This is a genomic window from Bosea sp. (in: a-proteobacteria), from assembly GCF_023953965.1.
In the GTDB taxonomy this organism is placed as follows: domain Bacteria; phylum Pseudomonadota; class Alphaproteobacteria; order Rhizobiales; family Beijerinckiaceae; genus Allobosea.
In genome coordinates, this window is record NZ_JAMLIX010000001.1 from 509,550 (window position 1) to 525,792 (window position 16,243).

Genomic DNA, 16,243 nt, shown 5'->3' on the forward strand with positions numbered 1-16,243 from the left:
GCACGATCCCGGCGATGAACCCCGAACGGATTGTTGTCATCGGCGCCGGCCACAGCGGAGTGCAGCTTGCCGCCTCGCTCCGGGAAGGCGGCTTCCAGGGGCCGCTCACGCTCGTCGACGCCCAGGACGAACTGCCTTACCAGCGGCCGCCGCTCTCCAAGGAGTTCATGAAGGGCGGCGACTGCGTGCGCCTGCGCCCGGCCAGTTTCTATATCGATAAGCAGATCGAGCTGGCGACAGGGCGGGCGGTCGCGACCCTGGACCGCGCGGCCACGACCGTGACGCTCAGCGACGGGACGACCCTGCGCTACGACCATCTGGTGCTGGCGACGGGCGCGCGCCCGCGACGGCTTGCCGTCCCCGGCGCCGGGAACAACGGCGTCATGACCTTGCACACGCATGCCGATGCCGCGCGGTTGCGGCCTAGGCTGGCCGGCGCGAGCGACATCGTCATCGTCGGGGCGGGGTTCATCGGCCTCGAATTCGCGTCGTCCGCCAGGGCCATGGGCAAGCGCGTCACCGTGGTCGAGGCCGGTGATCGCATCATGGCGCGGGCGGTCTCCCCGATCATGTCCGATTTCTTCCTTGCCAGGCACCGGGCAAGCGGCATCGACATCATGACCGGAACGGGCGTCACGGCGATCCACGGCACGCCAGGCGGGGTCACCGGCGTCAGCCTCGGCGGCGGCGGCATGCTGCCGGCGGACCTCGTCGTCCTCGGCGTCGGTGTCGTCGCGAATGACGAGATCGCGGCCGGGGCCGGCCTGAAGACGGACAACGGCATCGCGGTCGATGCGATGCTGCGCACGGCCGACCCCCGCATCTCGGCGATCGGCGATTGCGCCCTCCATCCCAGCCGCTTCACTGGGCGCCCGACGCGGATCGAATCGGTCCAGAACGCCCTCGATCAGGCCCGCTGCGTGGCGCGTCGGCTTCTCGGCGAGCCGGCACCCTATGAGGCGCTGCCCTGGTTCTGGAGCGATCAGGCCGGGGTCAAGCTGCAGATCGCCGGGATCGGCGGCGAGATCCGCGACCATTGCCTGCGCGGCGATCCGGAAGCGCGATCCTTCTCGGTCTTCTGTCTCGACGCCAGGGACGAGGCCGTCATCGTCGAATCCGTCAACCAGCCGGCCGACCACATGTCGTCGCGCCGCTTTCTCGGCCGCGCTCCGCTGACGCGCGCGCAGGCCATGGACCCGCATTACAATCTACGGACGCATGTGTGATGACCACCCAGCATGAGGACTTCACCGGTTTCGTCGACGGCAGGCCGCTGCCGCCGACAGGCGATGCCACCGATCTCGTCGACCCCGCGACCGGCCGGACCTGGGCGCGCGCCTTCGGCAGCGCCGATCACGTCGATGCCGCGGTGGCGGCCGCATCGGCGGCGTTCCTCCGGAACGACTGGCGGCAACTGACCCCGTTCGACCGTGCGGCCCTGCTGCGCCGCCTCGCCGAGCTGATCCGGGCGAATGCCGAGCCGCTGGCGGAATTCGAGAGCCTGGCCAACGGCAAGACGCATGCGGTGACCCGGCGGGAGATGACGGCGACCGCGCGCTGGTACGATTTCTACGCCAGCGCCGTCGAGATCCGGGACGACATCAGCCGCTCGCCCTCGCCTTTCACCGAGGCCCGCATCGTCCGCGAGCCGCTCGGTGTCGTCGTGGCGATCACGCCGTTCAACGGCGCCCTGTCGCTCGGATCCTGGAAGATCGCGCCGGCGCTCGCCATGGGCAACAGCGTCATCCTGAAACCACCGGTGGAGTCGCCGGCATCGAGCCTGATGCTGGCCAGGCTCGCGCTCGAGGCCGGGTTTCCGCCGGGCATCGTCAATGTGGTCCTGGGCGACGGCAGCGTCGGCGAGCGCGTCGCGACGCATCCCGACGTCGCCATGGTGAGCTTCACCGGAAGCTCCGCGGTGGCGCGCCGGCTCGGCGAAAAGGCGGCGGCGTCGATGAAGCGCTTCGTCTGCGAGGCCGGGGGCAAGTCGGCGCACATCGTCTTCGCCGATGCGGATCTGGGTTCGGCGGTGCGCGCGGCGACGCAAGGCGCCTTCAGCGCGACCGGCCAGGTCTGCGTCGCCGGCTCGCGGCTCCTGGTGCAGGAGGAGATTTTCGAGACCTTCCTCGCCCAGTTCATCGCGGCCGCGAAAAACATCCGGATCGGGCCGCCCTCGCTTGCCACGAGCCATCTCGGCCCGCTGGCCTCGAAGCGGCAGAAGACACGTGTCACGGCCTTTCTGGAAGAGGCGATCGCGGAGGGCGCGACCGTCGCGTTTAAGGGCACGCTCCCCGACATGCCGGCCGAATACGCGGACGGCTTCTGGTTTGCGCCGACCATCCTGACCGGCGTCGCCGCTCCGATGCGCATCTGCCGCGAGGAGGTGTTCGGGCCGGTCGTCACCGTGCAGCCGTTCCGGACCGAAGCCGAGGCGGTGACCCTCGCCAACGGCACGGAATACGGGCTGGCGGCGGGCTTCTGGACGCGGGACGCGGCGCGGATCCATCGGCTCGCCTGCGCCCTGCAGGCGGGCTCGGTGTGGGTCAACACCTATCGCGCCATGAACGTCATGCTGCCCTTCGGAGGCTACAAGCAATCGGGCATGGGGCGCGAGAACGGCATCGAAGCCCTGGACGAATTCGCGCAGATCAAGACGATCGTCGTCGATCACGCGGCGCATCCGGACCATTTCGCCTGAGCGCGACAGGACCCGGCTACTGGCGCTCCAGCTCGTTCTGGCGCGTCACCGGATAGATCGAGATGCCCGCGTCGTCCAGGCGGGCGATCACATGGTTCACCAGATGGATGCCGGCATCCGACAGGCGCGGGTGCTTGTAGAAGAGACCGACGCGAATCTCCGCCAGCGGCGGGAAGCCGTCCGTGTCGTCCAGCACCTTCATGCCCGGCAGAATCGTGTAGCGCGTCAGCGCGCTGACGCCGAAGCCGTTGACCACCGCGTTCTGAAGCCCGCTGACGCCCGAGCCGGTATAGGCGACACGCCAGCGCATGTTGACGCTGTCGAGCGCCTGGATCATCCGCGCCCGATAGGCGCAGCCCTCAGGATGCGCGGCGAGCGGGATGCTGTGCGTATGATCGATCTTCACATCCTTCGCCGCCGCCCAGATCGGCCGCTCGATCCAGGAGCGTGACAGATAGGGCGCGCGCTCGTTGGTCACCATCGCGACGGCGACGTCGAGCTCGTTGGCGCCGAGCCGCTCGAGGATGTCGGTGCTCCAGCCGCATTCCAGCTCCAGGGATATCTGCGGATTCCGGCGCGTGTACTCGAAGATGATCCCTTGCAGGGTGGCGACGGCGTAGTCGTTCGGCAGGCCGACGCGCACGGTGCCGGCAATCTTGGTGCGGTTGAAATAGGAGGCCGCCTCGTCGTTGAGACGCAGGATCTCACGCGCATAGCTCAGCAGCATCTCGCCCTCGCGGGTCAATTGCAGCTTGCGGCCGGAATGGTTGATGATCGGAGCGCCGACCAGCTCCTCCAGGCGGCGGACCTGCAGCGAGATCGCCGGCTGTGTGCGCCCCAGGGCGTCGCCCGCCTTGGTGAAGGCGCCGAGATCGACCACCGAGACGAAGGTCCTCAGGAGGTCCGTCTGAAAATTGGTGATGCTCCGCACGATATGCGTTCCTCATATCGGGATGATAAATATAAATTTCCCATATCCCGGCGCGGACGGCAATCATCGATCTCCCGAAATGGAGATCTTCATGGCAAACGATACCGTTTTCGCCGCCGAGTTGCCCTGGCCGGACTACGACGCCAAGGTCCGGGACGGTTCCGTGCCGATATTGATCCCGATCGGATCGATGGAGCAGCACGGCCACCATATGCCGATGCATGTCGACGTGCTGCTTCCGGTGGAGTTCGCCCGGCGTGTGGCGGGCGAGGTCGGCGCCCTGGTCGCCCCGCCATTCACCTATGGCTACAAATCGCATCAGAAGTCGGGAGGCGGCAATCACCTGCCCGGCACGACCAGCCTCGACGGCGCCACGCTGGTCGCCGCGCTGCGCGACGTCATCAAGGAATTCTCGCGTCACGGTGTCCGCAAGATCTGCCTGGTGAACGGCCATTTCGAGAATTCATGGTTCATCGTCGAGGGTATCGATCTCGCGCTGCGCGAATTGCGCTGGGGCGGCATCGACGACATGAAGGTCGTCGTGCTGTCCTATTGGGATTTCGTCGACAAGCAGACGATCGCGAAGCTCTATCCCGACGGCTTCACCGGCTGGGACCTGGAGCATGGCGGCGTGCTCGAGACATCGCTGATGCTCGCGCTCTACCCGCATCTGGTGGATGTCGGAAGGGCTGTCGACCACCCTCCGGCGAGCTTCCCGCCCTATGACGTCTATCCGCCCAAGCCGGAATGGACCCCTTGCAGCGGCACGCTCTCCTCACCGAAGGAGGCTTCCGCCGAAAAGGGCGAGATCCTGCTGGATGTCTGCGTCAAGGGCATCGTCAAGGCGCTCAGGACCGAGTTCTGACGAAGCGGCCGCCGTCAGGGCACCACCGGAGCGAGGTCGCGCAGGAACGCCAGCCCCGCCTCTTCGCCCGCAGCGCCGGGCTCGTCGCCGAGCGTCCATACGGAGCGGGCGAGCCGCGCGGCCCCCTGCCGGCCGATCACGGGCTCGACCAGCCCGTGGAACTTGGCCTCCAGCCCCTGGTCGTCGACCGGATTGGCCGGGTTTCCCAGCGGTTCCTTCACGATCGCGCTCGCGATCTCGCCTGCGATCGCGAGGCTGACGCGCGCCGCCGAGCGGTGCGCGGTGACAGCCGGGTCTTCCGCCGCGCGCAGATCGACCCGCTCGACGAGGCGCAGGAGCCGCGGATCCCCACGCGCGCCCTCCTCGAAATGCTCGAGCCGGGGCGGCCCGAACAGCAGCGCGGCGGCGACGCCGTAGGGAATGCTCATCTGGGCGGCCGAGACGCTCTCGAACGTCCTGCCGTCGAGGCGGGCCGATTCCGCCGAGGTCTCCACCAGGATGCGGTCGATCGCGTCCAGATGGGCGGGCCATTGCGGCTGCAGCGCCAGCACGGCGTCGATCACCGCATGCATCCTGCGGCAGCAGGGGTAGGGCTTCACATAAGTCTGCAGCATCAGCCATTGCCGCCCGAGGCCGTCGATCACCGGGCCGGCGTCGAGCACGCCATCGGTGAAGGCCACGGCAAAGCCGCGCGGACCGTGGAAAATGTCGAGCGGGCCGGCGATGCCGGCATCGGCGAGATGCGCGCAGACCAGGCCGGTGCGCGCGGTCTTGCCGACATTGATGCACCAGCTGTCCAGCCAGCCGCCGTGATAATCGAACAACCCGCCGGTATCGGAGCCGGCGAGGCCGAGCGCATGGGCGATGGCGCGCGGCTTGCTGCCGAGGATCCTGGCGGTGCCCGCCACGGCCGCGAACACGCCGACGAGCGGCGTCGCGTTGAAGCCGCGCTCGCCCGATTTGCGGGCCGCGATGGCGAGCCGCGCCCCCGTCTCATAGGCGGCGGCGGTCGCGACGATGACGTCACGGGCGGTGGCGCCGCGCAGCTGGGCCGTGGCCAGGATGGCGGGAAGCGCCGTCGCCCCGAGGTGGATGGCGGCCAGCGCATGGCCGTCGTCGAGCTCGAGCACGGAGGCGGCGGTGCCGTTGGCGAAAGCCGCATTGGCGGCGGAGAGCTTCAGCCGCGTCCCCGGAAGCGAAGCTTCGCCACCACCTTCCGCCGAGAGCAGATAGGTCTGGAGCGTCCGCGCGATGCGCGAACCGGCCCCCGCGATCGTCGTCGCCAGGTAATCGATGAGGCAGCGGCGCACATGGTGCACCACCGCCGGCGGCAGGTCCTCGTAGCGCAGCGTCGCGACCCAGCGGGCCAGCTGCTCCGATAGCGTCGTTTCCACCAAGACCTCCCATGCTCCCGAAGCCGGAATCCGGCGGCTCCGGCAACCCGTCGCCCCTGCGGGCGGCGGGCGTCGAAGCCGCGTTTATCGCGCGGATCAGTTGAGGCCGGTATCCGGCAGCGCCTGATTCACGATCACCTTGTCGAGCAGCATGTTCTCGGCGAGGCCGTATTGCTGGAACAGCTTCTTCAGCGTGCCGTCGACCAGCAGGGAATTGACCGTCGCGCTCAGCGCCTTCGTCAATTCCTCGTTCTGCTTGAGCACCAGCAGGCCGTGCAGCTGCGTGTTCCAGCCGAGCGGCGCCTCCTTCGGCGAAACGACCATCACCTTGCCGCCCTCGATCGCCTTCGTCGCGCCCAGAGCCGTCGGCGTCGACACGAAGGTGGCGTCCGACGCGCCGCTGCGCACGGCCAGGATGGTGTCGGGCGTGTTGGGCAGGGTGGTGATGTTGACGGCTGGCAGGCCACGCGCCTTGCAGTCGACGCTGAGGCTGTCGAAATAGTTCGGCGGCGACCAGCCCTTCAGCACAGCGAGCCGCTTGCCGCAGAGGTCCTTGCCGGTCTTGAGGTTCTGCGGATTGCCCTCCTTCACCACGAGGGAGACGCCGTAGCCCATGTAGTTGACCAGGTTGACCATCTTCTGGCGGGCTTCGGTGTCGGCATCGGTTCCCAGCATGAAATCGTAGTTTCCGGCCTGCAGGGCCGGAATGATGGAATCATGCGTCACCCGGCCCAGGGTGAGCGTGGTTCCCAGCCGCGCCGCGATCGCGTTGCCGAAATCGATGAGCAACCCGTAGGGCTTGCCGGCATCGTCGATCATCGAGAAGGGCGGCTGCGGCGGGTTGAACTCCGCGCGCAGGCCCTTCTCCCGGTATTTCTCCGGCAGGAGCGCGGCGAGCGCGGCATCCTTCGTGATTTCGACGCCGGCAACGGTGACGCTCTGGGCATTGGCGTAGCCTGCCGTGCCCAGCACGATGGCGAGCACGGTGGCGATCTTCGTCAAACGCTCTGTGATCATCTGTTATCCCCTCTTCCGGTTTGGTCTTGAGCTGCCGCGACCGGGCATCGCGGAATTCGAACGGGCCGCCTGCATCAGACCCGGGGGGCGGCCGGAGCACTTCGAGCGATCGCGGCTAGCGGACCGCTCGAAGGAAGCGTGATCGATCGAGGCGTCAGAGCACGCTCGACAGGAAGGCGCGGGTCCGCTCGTCGCGCGGCGACGCCAGGATCTCGCCGGGCGGGCCGATCTCGACGATGCCGCCCGAATGCATGAACGCCACCCGGTCGCAGACCTCGCGCGCGAAGCCGATCTCATGGGTGACGACGATCATCGTCATGCCCTCCTCCGCGAGCTCGCGCATGACGCGCAGCACGTCGCCGACGAGCTCCGGGTCGAGCGCACTGGTCGGCTCGTCGAAGAGCAGGAGCTTGGGGTCCATCGCCAGGGCGCGCGCGATGGCGACGCGCTGGCGCTGCCCGCCGGAGAGCTCGGAGGGATAGGCGTTGGCCTTGTCCCCCAGCCCGACCCGCTCGAGCAGCGCGAGCGCCCGCTGCCGGGCCTCCGTGCGCGGCTGGCCGAGGACGCCCACCGGCGCCTCGATGATGTTCTGCAGCGCCGTCATGTGGCCGAACAGGTTGAACGATTGGAAGACCATGCCGACCTGGCGGCGCATGCGGCTGATCATGCGCGGATGCACCTCGCGCAGCACGTCGCCGGTGCGGGTGTAGCCGACGAGCTCGCCGTCGACGATGATCATGCCGCGATCGATGCGCTCGAGATGGTTGATGCAGCGCAGGAAGGTGCTCTTGCCCGAGCCGCTCGGCCCCAGCAGGGCCAGGACCTCGCCGCGCGGCACTTCGAGGTCGATGCCGTCGAGGACCTTGAGGGCGCCGAAGCTCTTGCGCACGCCGATGGCCTCGACCATGGGCCGCTCGGTTGCCGCCGCCGGCGCGGCGGCATTCGCTGAATCGATGCTGCGGGTGGACATGGCCTGGAGCCTTTTCGAGCGAGCGGTGCCGAGCCGCGTGAGGAGTGCGATCGATCGGAGGGCTTAAGGACGCCCGTGGCGGTGCGGAGAGGCTCTAGACGCCCCTCCTGACCTGCGAGGCGACGCCCCGGCCGTAGCGCTTTTCCAGCCAGCTCTGCGGAATGGCGAGCAGCGTGGTGAAGAAGAGATACCAGAGGCTCGCGACGATCAGCAGCGGAATGACCTGGAAGTTCTCCGAATAGATGAACTGCACCGTCGTCATCAGGTCCTGCCCGCCGATGACCGAGACCAGCGACGTGGTCTTGAGCATGCTGATGACGTCGTTGCCCATGGGCGGGATGATCGTGCGCATGGCCTGTGGCAGGACGATCCGCCGCATGGTGCGCGCCGGCCCCATGCCGAGCGAATAGGCCGCCTCGGTCTGCCCGTGGTCGACGGAGAGGATGCCGCCGCGAATGATCTCGGAAGCGTAGGCAACCTGGTTGAAGGTGAGCGCCAGCAGCGCCGCCATCATCGGATCGATCAGGTCGGCGGTCTGCGACGACCAGAACACGATGTCGGTGAACGGCACGCCGATGCTGATCGTCGGATAGATCGCGCCGGCATAGGCCCAGAAGATCAGCTGCACGAGCATCGGCGTACCGCGGAAGATCCAGATATAGAACTTCGCGATGCCGGAGAGGACGGCATTGTCGGACAGCCGCATCACGGCCATCAGCACGCCCCCCGAAACGCCCAGGACCATGGCGACGACGGTCAGGTAGAGGGTGACGCCAATACCTCTCAGGATCGCCGGGGCCGTGAGGTATTCGCGGACGAGATCGATCCCGACATTGGGATTATTGGCGAGCGACCAGACCATGCCGGCCAGCACCGCAAGCGCCACGACCGCCGAGAACTGCCGCCAGGGATGGCGCCGCCGCAAGACACGCAGCTCCGGATGCCCGGCACCGGGTTCCGCTCGGTTGCCGATTCCACCCGGCGAGTCGACGAGGACGGTTGCGTCGGCCACCAAACACCTCCAGTCCGTAGAGCGGCTAATATATTCCTGTCTCGACTATGGTCGAATGGAGTTGAGTTTGCTAATTTACTCTAAAAATACGAGTATAAGCTGAGCTAATGGTTGTTGTTGAGGCATATGCCTCAACAACATGCATCGAGCCCGCCACCGGCAAGGCAACGCCCTGCCATGGTCGAGGAGGATCGCGCCCGGCGGGCGATCTCAGCGCGCCTTGCCGCCCAGGAGCCGCACGAGCTTTCCGTTGTCGCCGGCCTCGCCCAGCGCGAAGGTCGCGGCCACGATCTCGCGCGCCGCCTCGCTGCCGATGACCGGATCGGCCAGGGTCCGGAACTTGTCGATCAGCATCGCGTCGTCGACGGGCCGGGCGGGATCGCCGATGGGGGTGATGACGGTGGCGTCGCGGGTCGCTCCGCCCGCCGTCACCGCGACGCGCGCCGCGAAGCCCAGCGGATCGGAGATCGTCGGATCGTCGGAGGTCCTGACCTCGACCCGTTCCACCAGATGCCGGATTCGCGGATCGCGGCGCGCCTCGTCCTCGAAGTGATCGAGGGTCGGGCTGCCATAGACCAGCGTGGCGGCGGCGCCGTAGGGAATGCTCATCTTCGCGATCGCCGCGTTTTCGAAGCGCCGGCGGTCCAGACGCGCCGATTCGGCCGTGGTCTCCACCACGATCCGGTCGATGGCGAAGGGATCGACGGCGGACCCGTCCTCGAGCGACAGCAGCGCATCGATGACGGAATGCAGCCGCCGGCAGCACGGATGGATCTTCACCGCGGTGCCGAGCAGCAGCCAGTCCCGCCCGAGCCCCCGCCCGATGCCGGCCGCATCGAATCCGGGCCCGGCGAAGGCGAGGCCGAACCCCTTCGGCCCCTCGAAGATATCGAGCGGCCCGGCGACGCCGTGCCCGGCGAGCGACGCGCAGAGCAGGCCCTCCCGCGTCGCCCGGCCGGCGTTGATGCTCCAGGCGTCCAGCCAGCCGCCATGATAGTCGAACAGGCCGCCGGCGTTGGAGCCGGCGAGGCCGAGCGCGTGCGCCGTCGTGCGGACATCGCTGCCGAAGGTCCGGCTGGCGCCGAAGGCGGCGCCGAGCACGCCGATGGCGGGCGAGCAATGGAAGCCGCGCTCGCCCGCGGCCGGGCAGAGCGCGATACCCAAGCGCGACGACAGCTCATAGGCCAGCGTGATCGCCACGACGATGTCCGCATCCGAGGCGCCGTGGGCCCCGGCGGCGGCGAGAACGGCCGAAATGCAAGTGGCGCCCGGATGGATGGTGGCCTGTCCGTGGCCGTCGTCGAGCTCGAGCACGGACGCCGCGGTCGCATTGGCGAAAGCCGCGCCGGCCGGGGACAGCGACCGGTCCGTGCCGATCACGGCCGCCTCGCCGCCGCGATCCGCCGTGTCGAGATAGCTGCGGACGGCGGCGGCGAGCGGCGTATCCGCGCCGCGCAGGGTGCAACCGAGGTAATCCAGCACCGCGCGCCGGGTCTGGTGCAGCACGGCCGGCGGAAGGTCCTCGTAGCGGGTGCCCGTCGACCAGCGCGCCAGTCTGGTCGCCAGTGTGTCGTCCTGCGTCTGCATCTGCGGCCTCCGGCGGCTGGGGAACCCGCCGGCCTAAAGGCCAGCGATGCTTTTGCGTCTCAATCGCGTAAGAGCGTGGCCGGGTCAGCCCCGGGAGGAGACGACGCCGCCGAAGGCGCCGCGGATGCGGTCGGCCGCGAGCTGGAAATGCATCGTGTCCGTTCCGAACAGCACGCCGGAGACCCCGTCGTCGAACAGCTCGTTCATGATCCTGGTCGGGTCGCGCAGCTCGAGCGGGATCGCGAAGACATAGACGTCGTGCTTCGCCGCGGCCTTGCAGACCCGCTGCAGCGCTTCGCGCGTCCTGCCCATGATCTCGTCGGTGAAGCCCTCCTGCGCCGCCCCGATCGAGACCGCGAAGTCGCCGGGTCCGAACAGGATGGAATCGATGCCGTCGACAGCCATGATGGCGTCGATGTTCTCCACGGCGCGGATGTCCTCGATCAGCGGAATCACCGCGACGTGATCGAAGGGGTTCCTGGCGTACTCCTCCCAGACCTCGTTGCGGTAACGGGTGGCCCGGACGTCCGGACACATGCCGCGCATGCCGACCGGCGGGAACGCCGCGGCGGAGGCCGCCCGGCGCGCCTGCTCGGCCGTGGTGATGCGGGGCACGATGACGCCCTGAGCACCCCTGTCCAGGGTCTTCATGATGAGGACCTCGTTGAGCTGCTCGACGCGCACCACCGGCGCCACGCCGAAGGAATCGGCCGCCCGGATCAGGTGCGCGATATGGCCGGTATCGTATTCCGTATGCTCGGTATCGAGCATCGTGAAATCGAACCCGACCTCACCGAGAATCTCGACGTTATGCGGCGAGCCGGAATACAGCTCGAGCCCGATCATCTTTTTCTTGGCACGAATCTTTTCGACAAGCTTCATCGTATTTCTCCTAGGATAACCTGAAAAAGGCAATCTGAGCGATCACAGCATGTCGAAGCGATCTCTCAACTCCTGCCATTGCTTGATCTTGGCGAGGGACTGGATCTCACCGAGCGAGGTGTTGTTCCTGGTGAGGTCGCCGGACGAGACGTGGCGCTGCCGCAGCAGATGCTCGAAGCTGTTCTGCATGCCGCGATAGGCGGCCGACAGGCCGAGCGCGCAATAGACCAGGCCCTTGTAGCCCATCTCCTGATAGGCCGAGACGGGCAGGCAGCAGGCCGGGTTCTCGGGGACATCGCCGACGAAGGCGATCACCCGGCCGGGGAACGCCTCACCCACGGCGCGCAGCTCCTCCTCGGTCTGCTGCTCGCAGAAGATGCAGTAATCCGCCCCGGCGTCGAGATAGGCGCCCATCCGGCGCTTCAGCCCGTCGAGACCTTCGATGCCCTTGGAATCCGTGCGGGCGATCAGCATGAAATCCGGGTTCGAGCGCGTCTCCACCGCCACCTTGACCTTGGCGACGGCATCGGCGAGCGGGATCACCGCCCGGTTGGCCTGCTGCGAGCACTTCTTCGGGAAGGGCTGGTCCTCGAAATGCACGGCTGCGACGCCGGCGTTCTCATAGGCGTGGATCGTCCGCGCGAAGTTGGTGAGGGCGCCGAAACCCTGGTCGATGTCGCAGAGGACCGGGACGTCGAGGACGTTGATCGCGTTAACCGCGACCGACAGCATCTCGGTCATGGTGGTGAAGCCCCAGTCGGGATATCCGGCCATGCTCGCGGAGATCGAGAAACCGCCGAGATAGGCGGCCGGAAAGCCGGTCTTCTGCACGAGAAGGGCCGAAAGGGCATCGTAGGCGCCGGGGATGACAACTATCTTTTCCTTGGCGAACACGTCGCGCATCTTGCGTGCGTTGCTCATCGTGATCCTCGTCCTCAAGTTCACGGGGTGTGCGAAAGCGGCTGCCGCGGGCACCCCCGTGACGTCCGGTTGAACGCGCGCGCGTTGAGGGGGCGGCCCGTCGACCGCCCAGGCGTCACGCGTGAATCTGCAGGCCCGATCCTTCGTCAGCCGCCGGAGAGGCTGCGGATGCCGTTCATGATGTTGCGGCATTCCCGCGAGAACAGGAGGGCGTCCGCATCGTACATCACCATGCCGACGCCCATGTCGAGCAGGTTGCGCACCGCCTTGGCGGGATCGTCGCCGATCACCGGCATGCCCTTGAGCACGACGTTGTGCCGCCGCGCCGTCTCGCGCACCTTGGCGAAGGCTTCCCGCACGATCGGCGCCGCCAGCCCCTGGGCTCCGACACCCAGGCTCTGGCCGAGATCGCCGGCGCCGAAACCGATGACGGAAACGCCCGGAAGCGCGCAGATCTCGTCGATGCTCTCGAGCGCCGAGGCATTCTCGATCAGCGGAATGAACATCACTTCCTTCTGCACCCAGGCGAGGTATTCCTCCCAGACGGCGTCGTCATAGCGGGCGCCGCGCGTGACCGGGCACATGCCGCGCTGGCCCCGCGGCGCGTAATAGACGGAGTCCAGCGCCTTCTGCACATCGGCCGCGTCGGTCACCTGCGGGACGATGACGCCGTGGGCGCCCGTCTCGAGCGCGCGGCTGATGTCCTTCGGATTGTTCTGCGCGACCCGCACGAGGCTGGTCAGCCCCGTCGCGTCCGCGGCGCGGACCATGTCCTCGATCGTCTCCAGCCCGAACGGGGTGTGCTCCTGATCGAGCTGGATGTAGTCGAACCCGGCCCAGCCCACCATCTCGACGATACGCGGACTGCCCAGCATGATTTCGAAGCCGTAGGGCACCTGCCCCGCCGCGATCTTCTTGAGAACCTTGTTTTCCGACCACATCATATCAACTCCCAATGGAAACGAGGTGTCTCGGCAGATCGCGGCCGGGCCGGCCGCGTCAGAGCGCGGCAGGGCGCCAGCGCAGCAGCCTGCGTTCGAGCTTCAGAAGCAGGACGTCGCAGCAATAGGCGATCGCCATCACGATGATCACCGCGACGAACACGTCGCGCAGGTTGAGCAACGCCGCCGCCGCGCTCACCATGAAGCCGAGGCCGCCATTGCCCGCCACCATCTCGGCGACCACCGCGCCGCCGACGGCGTTTCCGACGCAGATCCGCGTCGCCGCGAACAGCCAGGGGATCGAGCTCGGGATGATGACCTTGCGCTGGATGTCGCGCTTGGTGGCGCCGAGCAGCCGCGCGACCAGGACGAGCTCCCGGTCGACGCTCTCGATGGCGCTGATCGTATTCACCAGGACGACGAAATAGCAGATCATGAACACCATCATGATCTTCGACAGCGAGCCGATGCCGAACCAGACGATGAAGAGCGGGATGAGGGCGAGGCGGGGAACGGCGTTCATGACCCCGACGAACGGGTTCAGGACGGATTTGATGTAAGGAGATCTGGTGATCAGGAAGCCCGAGAGCACGCCCAGCACCATGGCGAGCGCAAATCCGACGGCCGCTTCGTAAAAGGTGAGAGCGACCGCAAACCAGCCCTCGCGGGAGGAGAGATAGCGGACGATCTCCGGAAAGATCTTGCTCGGCTTGCTGATCCAGAATTCCTCGACGATGCCGAACGTCGCGACGAACTCCCACAGGAGCAACCCCGCGGCGGTCAACAGGACCCTGACGAGGCCGACGGGCAGTTGAAATCCCCTGGAGGCGGGCGCTACCGCAACCGATGCCTGTGTCATGACGCCTTCTCCAGTTCCTGCGCCGTCACCTCGGGGCGAAGTTCCTCCCACAGGTTCAGGTACAACTCCTGGGCGGTCTTGTTGAACCTGGTTTCGATCAGCGAACGCGGGCGCGCGATCGGCACGGTGACCAGGGACTTGATGTAGGTCGGGCGCGCCGACATCACGACGACCCTGTCGGCGAGCGTGATCGCCTCGGTCAGGTCATGCGTGACGAAGAGAACGGTCATGCCCCGGGCGTCCCGGATACGCATGAATTCTTCCTCGACCAGCACCTTGGTCTGCGCGTCGAGCGCGCCGAAAGGCTCGTCCAGAAGGAGAATTTCGGGGTCCTGCGCGAGCGTCCGCGCCAGCGAGGCGCGCTGGCGCATGCCGTGGGAGAGCTGCGTCCGGTACTTGTATTCCGCTCCGGTCAGGCCGACGAGGCGCAGGAGCTCGAACGCCTTTTCCTTCCTGTCCGGGTCGCCGCGCAATTCCGGGCCGAGCGCGACGTTTTCCCAGGTCGTGCGCCAGGGAAACAGCGAGTCGTTGGCGAACATGTAGCCGACGCCCCGCCCCGGATTGATACCGTCCACCGGGCGCCCGTTGACCAGGACCGTGCCATGGTCCGGCTTGATGATGCCGGCGACCATGTTCAGCAGCGTCGACTTCCCGCAGCCGCTGGGGCCGATGATGGCGATGAACTCACCTTTCGCGATGTCCAAGGTGACATTCTTGACGGTGGGCACGGGAGCAAGCGAGGCGTCATGGGACGGAAATGAATGGCTGACGGAGTTGAGCTGGACGGCGGATTCCGCAGCAGGTTTCACGTTCATTTTGGGTTCCATGCTGAGAATTTCGGTCGGCTGCGGGTTCCGGCACCCCACGGAGCCGGAACCCGGGACAGCCCGGGCCTACTTTTCCATGGCCAAACCGGTGACGACCGATTCATAGGGCATCGGCTTGATTCCCAGAACCGCGAAGGAACGCTCCACATCGTTGCGGGTAATGACGGTCCTGAAGGCCGGGATCATGCTCTTGATCTGCTTCTGCAGAATTTCATCCGTCGCATCGATCTTGAGATTCTTCCGGGTCAGATCAACGAGGTATTGGATGTTGGTGCCCGGATCCTGGATATACTTGATCGCCTTGTCGAGAGCCCTGGTCGCGCGGATGACACGGTCCTCCTTGGCGACGGAAGCCTTGGCGAGCCAGATGTCATAGATCAGGCCCTGGAGCCCGGCGGCCTTGACACCTTCCGGCGTCCGCAGATCCAGGACGGTACGCCCCTTCTTGAGCTGGTCGGAGAGCATCGAGATGTAGGGCTCGCTCTGGAGCACGACGTCGAGCTGGTTGGCGGCCATCATCACGGAAGCCGAGCTGCCGGACTGAACCTGCGTCAGGGCGATGTCGTTGAAGGTCATGCCCGCGCCTTCGAGCAGGTGCTTCATGACGATGTAGGAATTCGACCCGATCGTGCTCGCCGCCACGCGCTTGCCGCGCAGCTTGTGCATGATGGCGGGATAGCCGTCGGAAGCGACCGGCTCCGGCATGTCGCTGCGAACCTGCAACGCATAGGACAGAGCGGTATGATTGCCCGCGATCACGCGCAGGTCCTGGCCCTTTTCGTTGGCCGCGGCCAGCGCCGGGATTGACAGATCCGTCATGTCGAAGCTGCCACCCAGAAGAGCGGCCATGGTTTGCGCACCACCGCCGCCAACGTTGATGAAGGTCGGCTTGACCTTCTCCTCGGTAAAGAACCCCTTATCGTCCGCTACCCACACGGGCAGGTAAAGTCCCAGTCCCGGGAGTAATCCGAATTTGACTTCTTCGACCGCAGTCTGGCTGCGAGACGGTGAAGCGATACATGCTGACGCAATAATTCCTGCGACTACAACGCTCCTGGCGAGCGTGCGGATGACGCGCAGCGACATGTTGTTTCCCCTCGCTGGTATCAAAAAAGGTGGGCAGCTTTTACGTCTTTCCTCCACCTGAATTCAGGATTCCATGATACGTACCATATAGGAAATTAATTCATGAAATACGAATATAATAACCGCTTATCAAATCTGCGGGGTATTGCTTGCCTCCCGCATGGCCGACGTCAGGGAAGCCCCGCACCGCCGGCGCCCTGCCGCGGCATCCGCGGCAGGGCGGTGGACAGGCGCTTTCCCGGCGGTGTGAAGA

Annotated in this window: 15 protein-coding genes; 3 read left to right on the forward strand and 12 right to left on the reverse strand. The window is 66.6% G+C overall.

Annotated features, from left to right (window positions below; all coding sequences use genetic code 11):
- The first annotated feature begins 14 nt into the window (after nt 1-14).
- Both M9917_RS02345 and M9917_RS02350 read left to right on the forward strand, forming a co-directional pair.
- A complete protein-coding gene (locus tag M9917_RS02345) occupies nt 15-1,226 on the forward strand; it encodes an NAD(P)/FAD-dependent oxidoreductase (RefSeq protein ID WP_297250693.1) in 1,212 nt (403 codons plus the stop codon).
- The gene (locus M9917_RS02350) at nt 1,226-2,698 is read left to right on the forward strand and encodes an aldehyde dehydrogenase family protein (RefSeq protein ID WP_297250694.1); all 1,473 of its coding nucleotides are present in this window, start codon (nt 1,226-1,228) and stop codon (nt 2,696-2,698) included. Before M9917_RS02345 ends, M9917_RS02350 begins: the two co-directional genes overlap by 1 nt.
- Before the next feature lie 16 nt (nt 2,699-2,714).
- Here the strand turns inward: M9917_RS02350 and M9917_RS02355 are convergent, their stop codons facing one another.
- Complete coding sequence (locus M9917_RS02355; RefSeq protein WP_297250695.1) at nt 2,715-3,629, reverse strand: LysR substrate-binding domain-containing protein; 915 nt, start codon at nt 3,627-3,629, stop codon at nt 2,715-2,717.
- Between the two features lie 91 nt (nt 3,630-3,720).
- Between M9917_RS02355 and M9917_RS02360 the strand changes: the two genes are divergently transcribed.
- Nucleotides 3,721-4,494 carry a creatininase gene (locus M9917_RS02360; RefSeq protein ID WP_297250696.1) on the forward strand — a complete coding sequence of 258 codons (774 nt, stop codon included), beginning with the start codon at nt 3,721-3,723 and terminating at the stop codon, nt 4,492-4,494.
- 14 nt (nt 4,495-4,508) lie between these two features.
- On the opposite strand, the gene M9917_RS02365 is transcribed toward M9917_RS02360, so the two are convergent.
- From M9917_RS02365 to M9917_RS02415, 11 genes are all read right to left on the reverse strand, one after another.
- Nucleotides 4,509-5,888 carry an MmgE/PrpD family protein gene (locus M9917_RS02365; RefSeq protein ID WP_297250697.1) on the reverse strand — a complete coding sequence of 460 codons (1,380 nt, stop codon included), beginning with the start codon at nt 5,886-5,888 and terminating at the stop codon, nt 4,509-4,511.
- Nucleotides 5,889-5,984: 96 nt separating this feature from the next.
- Entirely contained in the window at nt 5,985-6,905 is a 921-nt protein-coding gene (locus M9917_RS02370; RefSeq protein ID WP_297250698.1) for a transporter substrate-binding domain-containing protein, read from the reverse strand.
- A gap of 154 nt (nt 6,906-7,059) precedes the next feature.
- Nucleotides 7,060-7,875: an amino acid ABC transporter ATP-binding protein gene (locus tag M9917_RS02375; protein ID WP_297250699.1), complete on the reverse strand. Its 816-nt coding sequence runs from the start codon at nt 7,873-7,875 to the stop codon at nt 7,060-7,062.
- Between the two features lie 94 nt (nt 7,876-7,969).
- Nucleotides 7,970-8,887, reverse strand: coding sequence for an amino acid ABC transporter permease (locus M9917_RS02380; protein ID WP_297250700.1), 918 nt, complete (start codon nt 8,885-8,887; stop codon nt 7,970-7,972).
- Between the two features lie 210 nt (nt 8,888-9,097).
- Complete coding sequence (locus tag M9917_RS02385) at nt 9,098-10,474, reverse strand: MmgE/PrpD family protein (RefSeq protein WP_297250701.1); 1,377 nt, start codon at nt 10,472-10,474, stop codon at nt 9,098-9,100.
- Between the two features lie 84 nt (nt 10,475-10,558).
- Nucleotides 10,559-11,356, reverse strand: a complete 798-nt coding sequence (locus M9917_RS02390) for an HpcH/HpaI aldolase family protein (protein WP_297250702.1) — start codon at nt 11,354-11,356, stop codon at nt 10,559-10,561.
- A gap of 42 nt (nt 11,357-11,398) precedes the next feature.
- Nucleotides 11,399-12,277, reverse strand: coding sequence for an isocitrate lyase/PEP mutase family protein (locus M9917_RS02395; protein WP_297250703.1), 879 nt, complete (start codon nt 12,275-12,277; stop codon nt 11,399-11,401).
- Nucleotides 12,278-12,423: 146 nt separating this feature from the next.
- Entirely contained in the window at nt 12,424-13,221 is a 798-nt protein-coding gene (locus tag M9917_RS02400) for an HpcH/HpaI aldolase family protein (protein ID WP_297250704.1), read from the reverse strand.
- A 55-nt stretch (nt 13,222-13,276) separates the two neighbouring features.
- Nucleotides 13,277-14,077, reverse strand: a complete 801-nt coding sequence (locus M9917_RS02405; RefSeq protein WP_297250705.1) for an ABC transporter permease — start codon at nt 14,075-14,077, stop codon at nt 13,277-13,279.
- Nucleotides 14,074-14,904: an ABC transporter ATP-binding protein gene (locus M9917_RS02410; protein ID WP_465246314.1), complete on the reverse strand. Its 831-nt coding sequence runs from the start codon at nt 14,902-14,904 to the stop codon at nt 14,074-14,076. Before M9917_RS02410 ends, M9917_RS02405 begins: the two co-directional genes overlap by 4 nt.
- Before the next feature lie 66 nt (nt 14,905-14,970).
- Nucleotides 14,971-15,990 (reverse strand): ABC transporter substrate-binding protein, encoded by a 1,020-nt coding sequence (locus M9917_RS02415; protein ID WP_297250707.1) that lies wholly within the window; start codon nt 15,988-15,990, stop codon nt 14,971-14,973.
- Nucleotides 15,991-16,243 lie beyond the last annotated feature (253 nt).